The organism is Providencia sp. PROV261, assembly GCF_028477945.1.
GTDB lineage: Bacteria > Pseudomonadota > Gammaproteobacteria > Enterobacterales > Enterobacteriaceae > Providencia > Providencia stuartii.
This window is the reverse complement of record NZ_JAMPMC010000061.1, coordinates 1-5,459: the sequence shown is the minus strand read 5'-3', so window position 1 is coordinate 5,459 and position 5,459 is coordinate 1. Positions and strand designations below refer to the sequence as shown.

Genomic DNA, 5,459 nt, shown 5'->3' with positions numbered 1-5,459 from the left:
GTAATCGGCTACGGCGTTGCTGGCTTATCGTTCGGTACCACATGGCATTGGCTACCTTGGCACTGGAACGTCAAATTTGGGCGTCCACCGTAGTCATTGATGTAAGTCACGACCGGACGCTGCCCTAATGCATTGGCACTCACCCCTAACGCGCTTTCTCCAAACGGTGGCAACATGATGGGTTTAAAGTCTTTTTTCTCTTTGCTGTCCAAGGCCTTAAGGCTTTCTGCGGCATTAATTACCGTCACGTAATACGGCGTAGGGTTTTTCACTATTACTGTATCTCCTTGCTTTTGCAGGGTCAGCTGCTCTTGCCATGGCGTCCCCATTTTTGCAGGTACAATTGCTTTTGGGCGATAAAACATTTTTACCCGTGTTTGCAAAGCAATTTGCAAGGTATTAGGCTTATCACTTTTTGGTGGTATTTCACGCAAGTTAAAGTAAAACAAGCTCTCGCGATCTTGTGGCAAGGTGCTAATCGCTGGCAGGGCTTCGATTTTCACTTGGCTGGATTTACCCGGCTCTACACGCTGAACAGGCGGTAATACGACTAATGGCGAGGTGATTTTTTTACCTTCTGCGTCCTCAATCCACGCCTGTGCCAAATACGGCAACTGTTTGTTGTTATTTGAAATATTCAGTGACATCGATTTTTGGTCACCGTTGAAAATCACTCGGGTACGGTCAAGACCAATCGCCGCGTGTGCCATGCTGCTTAAACACATCACGCCCATCACACCCGCTATCAAAGCGTATTTTTTATTCAGTTTCATGCTGTTATAACCTTTTTAATGTCATCTCGGAGACACCATTGCGTCGCCGCAAATTCGATTGAAACCATGCTAGTGTGTTATCGCTGTGCTAACTGCTTTGCGGTCAGTGGGGTACACTGCAACAACAGTGAGGGATTGTTGATATCGATACTTTCAGGGAACGCCACTTGGCACCCGTCATCGTCGCCCCACTGGATGGTCATCAGAGAATTTGGCTCAATACCGCTGATGTATGCACTGCCGCTGTCCCCCACGATGCCGGTGCTTTGCCCCTTCGCATTGAGGATTTGAGCCCCAAACGGCGGGTAACTGCCATCCGGTAAACGCAATACCGTCATCGCTTTTTGTCCTGCCACCACCGCGAATTCACGGTAGCCCACGGCACCTTCGGTTAACGTCACTTGCACCACCGATTGCTGGGCATCGACATCATCCGGCAGCGCATTTAAGTCAATTTGTGCCTTACTGCGGTAGTAACTGCTAATGTCACCCACCACCGCTTTACCAAATACGTTTGTCGTCACCGGTGCCCCAAATCCTTTGACGGGTACATTGGCAATGCCATCAGTGCCCACCAGTAGGCGAGTTCCACCAGGGACACTCATGCGGTGTGCACCACCGCCTTCTGCCGTCAGGGTTATCCCACCGGTTGCCGATAACCCAAACGCGGTATATTGATTATTGGCGTAACTTGCATTCCCCGAGACACGCGCCGTATCGCCTTGGTGAGTCAGATACGCTGTCCCACTCGCCCCTTTACGGTTTGAGCCAACCCCCAATTGGTAATTGGTGCGCTCATTAATACGGTCATGGTAGGTCACCCGATTGACTGTATCGTAGCGGCTGCTGTTTAACGAGTACCCCATATTGGCGCCATTACTCAGCGGGAACGAGGTGGATAAATACACGCTGTCATCCGTCACTCCGTTATACATACTGCGGTTTGCCGACAGGTTGACGCTGACATTCTTAATCGCTCCCACATCAAAATATTTGGATAACGTCAGGCTGTAATAGTTGTTTTCTGGCTTATCCCAATAGGTCTGGTGGTTGTAATTCAAATACACGGACATACCGATATCACGGAAATTTTTACTCAGTGAAATGGTGTACAGCTCTTTGCTGCCCCCATAACGAATACCGGTTTTCGCGGCCTGCAAGAAATCCGACATGCTCATAAAGTCTCGCTCGGAGAAGCGATAACCCGCAAATTGGATTTGGCTGTCAATCGCATCAAAACGCTTTGCGTAGCTGACACGATAAGAGCCGCCATTAATGGTATTTTCACCCGCCAAACGGGCGAACGATTGGGTGACATCGAATGACAATGCCCCAAAGGCCAGTAAGTCACGACCGATACCCGCTGAAATCGCTTGGTAGTTTTTGCTGCCAATCAAGCCACTGAACAGGGACCAACCGTTGTTTACCCCCCACGACAACTCACCCGTGATAAAGTTGTCACCTTCTTTATGGCGGTCAACGCTATTTGGCTGACCCATCGCCAACTTATATTGGATTTGCCCCGGGCGAGTTAAGTAAGGCAGGTTGGCGGTATCAAGTTGATACTCTTGCACCGTACCGTCTTGCTCTTCAATTTTGACATCCAACGTCCCGCTGATCGCATCGCTCAAGTTTTGAATACGAAACGGGCCCGGCGCCACTTGTTCGGTATAAATCACCCGCCCTTGTTGGCTGATCGTGACTGTCGCATTGGACTGCGCGATCCCCGTCACTTCCGGTGCATAGCCACGTAAATTGGGCGGTAACATGTTCAAATCCGAGCGCAAACTGGCGCCAATAAAACGGAACGTATCAAACATATTTGAGTTCAGGTAATCTTCACCCAAAATCAGTTTGGCCCCGAGCGCCGGCAATGCGCGGTAGGCGTAAAGACGGTTCCATTGCAGATCACGATTGACCGCATCGCCTGAACCCGTGGCGTGGTTTAAACGCCCCTGCCAATCGGCACGAAAACGCCATGCGCCTAGGTTCACACCAGCCACCCCGTTACCGTTTAACGTGTAGGTGTTATGGCCTTTATTGTGCGGTCGGTAGGTATTACCGTTAATATTGTAATCCAACAAAATCGCCGCAATCCCCTCATCCCAACGTGATGGTGGATCCCAGTTAGGGGCCGTGTATTCCATGTAAGCTTGTGGAATACTCACGTATAAGGAGGACGTCGAGAGATCCCCACGCACCTGCATCCCCGGCAAGCTTTCTAAGTTTAAACATTGGTCATCGTGCCACCATGTCAGCTTTTTCAAACTGTCGGCGGTCAGTCCCAATTGCGCAGTAATCTCGGGTGACAAACACGGCACGCTGCCTTGAGGGTCGTTGTCAGGCACATAAAAAGGAATTTTGACTTCCGGCAAGGCATCATCATTGACATTTAACGCCAAGCTGTAGGTTCCCGGCATCACGTAGCCCGCACGGGAAAAGTAGTCAAGGTTGATATTTTTTTTGTCTTCCACATCCAAAACATCAGTATTGAATTGGATAGCCTCTGTCGACATCGATGCAAAGGCTTCGCTGTGGCCACCCAAGGCAAACGCAATGGACAGCGACAGCAGTGCAAGGCGAAAAGGAGTGGCCTTTGGTAAAGACATAAAAAATATCCCTCGTGAACAATCACAATAAAAAGAAGTGCCAATAAAATCACTGCCAGCAGTTTAGTAATAATCGACTTTAAAGCGGATCAAACTTTGGTAAGGCCCAGCTCTCAATGGCCGAGAATCCGAGACCAAGCGTAATTGATAAGCCAGCCGCATACTCGGAGGTACAATATCTTGCTCGGGAGACGCTTCACCCGGTATCACTTGACGCAACTGTGCGTCTTGCATCAACAATCCCACCCCCCTTGCTTCACCAAACACTTGAAATAACCCATTATCTGCCGGCGCATCAAAAGTCATGCGCAGTGCACGCCACGTTTGCGTTGGGTCACTGTGTTTGACTAAATTGCAGTTCACCAACTGAATTTCAAAATCTTGTTTGGGACCTTGGCCTTCTTGGCGGATCGTGCCAATCGGCAACACCCCCATATCAATGATCTGATCACGGGATTCCATGGCAATTGTGCAGGCTGCATCGGTGATTTCACCGTTCATGGTCACCGTACCTGCACCTTGCCCAGCTGCGTGCGCCAAAGGTGAGGTAAAACTCGTCGCGAGGAGTAACGCACTCCATCCGAATACTGCTTGACGCCCCATGGTTTTACCCTCCTTTGAATGGCACACTAGTGTTCTAATTACTCGTAGCTCATGGTGAAGTTAGCCAGTGCAGTGAATTCACCTGGAACGATAGGTTGGCCATCACCTTTCAAATAAGCAGAGAACAGCAGCGAGTTGTCACCATTTTGAATCTTTAGGTCAGTTCCTTTTGTGCCATCTAATTTCACTGGCACACCATCAAGGCCAGCAATTTGTACGCCAGCACCGGATGCTTGGCCTTGGATTGCTAATGAATCCGGCAAATTAGGGTTTACACCACCCGTAAAGGTGACTGTTGCTGTTTTTTGAGTTTCTGCATTACAATCAATCAACTCGATAGTGAATGGCACTGGACGAGAAGTACCATCCGTCGCCTCTAACTGTGCAGATGCTACTTGACCTAGGTTAACTGTTTGGTCAGTTGACTCTGGTGCGATACCGCATGCTGCGTCAATAATTGAACCGTAGAACGTCACAGTTCCTTGACCTGCATCAACTGGAGCAGCCATAGCCGATGCACTCATTGCGCCAGAAATCAATGTTGCTAAAATAATTTTTTTCATAGTTTCCTCTATATAAAAGAACAATTAATCATAATAATGAAAAATTATGCAGGGAATACTCCCTGATACGCTTAGCTGTTTATTTAAAGTTAATTTTATTTTCAACAATGAAAATAAATAAAAGTCCCGAATAACGAGCACAACAGAGCCTTTATTCATATCACTACGATGAATACACGCACGAATACTACACAACGACAAACATAATCGTCACCGTAAAATAAAACGTATTTTATTGTGATAATGTATGTTAAATAAATTCTCCTGATGACTTCATTAAAATATAATCTTTATTCGAGACATTAATGACGGGAAAGAACAATGAATGATAAACAGTGTAAGCCTCGGGTGATAATTTACTAAGTCGTAATGACACATTAGTAAAGAAATGGTCAATCGATATTTCTAATATATAGAGCATATGAATTAAGGTCGCAACATCAATTTGGCAAATCCCGCGCTCATAACGTGATATTTGTTGTTGAGAAACGTTTAATTGCTTCCCTAATTCTCGCCCCGTCATACCTCTCATTTTACGAATGACAGAAATTTGCTTGCCAACAGCCAATGTTAAGGAATTCCTCGGGAGAGCATCCTTGTTTAGCGTTGACTCTGCTTGTCTACCTTGGGCTTGGGCATCTTCCGCGATAAAATGATAGTTTTCCGCACGCTTACTCATGTTTTCCACAGCCTATTTAAAATAATATAAACGCAACAAAATAAATCTATTTGGTGTTGGTGCGTTACCAATGCCAATAAGTTTATTCGGATAAACAAGCAAAATCAAACACCGTCACTCCGTTAAAAACAGCATCTATCGTGTAATTCACACATATAGAAGGTTATCTTAGTAAATAATAATAAACGAAAACAGCAAGTTAAAATAAATGCCAATTATGATAATCTTATTT

5 protein-coding genes are annotated in these 5,459 nt (G+C 46.6%); all 5 read right to left on the bottom strand.

Annotation, left to right across the window (positions count from 1 at the left end; translation table 11 throughout):
* Window positions 1–8: 8 nt before the first annotated feature.
* The 5 genes from PR675_RS20130 to PR675_RS20110 all read right to left on the bottom strand — a co-directional run bounded on the left by PR675_RS20130 (window position 9) and on the right by PR675_RS20110 (window position 5,227).
* The gene (locus tag PR675_RS20130) at window positions 9–773 is read right to left on the bottom strand and encodes a fimbria/pilus periplasmic chaperone (protein WP_272582948.1); all 765 of its coding nucleotides are present in this window, start codon (window positions 771–773) and stop codon (window positions 9–11) included.
* A gap of 77 nt (window positions 774–850) precedes the next feature.
* Window positions 851–3,382 carry an outer membrane usher protein gene (locus tag PR675_RS20125; RefSeq protein ID WP_272582947.1) on the bottom strand — a complete coding sequence of 844 codons (2,532 nt, stop codon included), beginning with the start codon at window positions 3,380–3,382 and terminating at the stop codon, window positions 851–853.
* Window positions 3,383–3,445: 63 nt separating this feature from the next.
* Window positions 3,446–3,985 carry a fimbrial protein gene (locus tag PR675_RS20120; protein ID WP_272582946.1) on the bottom strand — a complete coding sequence of 180 codons (540 nt, stop codon included), beginning with the start codon at window positions 3,983–3,985 and terminating at the stop codon, window positions 3,446–3,448.
* 38 nt (window positions 3,986–4,023) lie between these two features.
* Window positions 4,024–4,548 (bottom strand): fimbrial protein, encoded by a 525-nt coding sequence (locus PR675_RS20115; protein ID WP_272582945.1) that lies wholly within the window; start codon window positions 4,546–4,548, stop codon window positions 4,024–4,026.
* Window positions 4,549–4,798: 250 nt separating this feature from the next.
* Entirely contained in the window at window positions 4,799–5,227 is a 429-nt protein-coding gene (locus tag PR675_RS20110; RefSeq protein WP_272582944.1) for a helix-turn-helix domain-containing protein, read from the bottom strand.
* Window positions 5,228–5,459 lie beyond the last annotated feature (232 nt).

Excerpts from the sequence above, each read along its gene's own strand:
- PR675_RS20110 (WP_272582944.1), bottom strand. The coding sequence starts at position 5,227 with ATGAGTAAGCGTGCGGAAAACTATCATTTTATCGCGGAAGATGCCCAA.
- PR675_RS20130 (WP_272582948.1), bottom strand. The coding sequence starts at position 773 with ATGAAACTGAATAAAAAATACGCTTTGATAGCGGGTGTGATGGGCGTG.
- PR675_RS20125 (WP_272582947.1), bottom strand. The coding sequence starts at position 3,382 with ATGTCTTTACCAAAGGCCACTCCTTTTCGCCTTGCACTGCTGTCGCTG.
- PR675_RS20115 (WP_272582945.1), bottom strand. The coding sequence starts at position 4,548 with ATGAAAAAAATTATTTTAGCAACATTGATTTCTGGCGCAATGAGTGCA.
- PR675_RS20120 (WP_272582946.1), bottom strand. The coding sequence starts at position 3,985 with ATGGGGCGTCAAGCAGTATTCGGATGGAGTGCGTTACTCCTCGCGACG.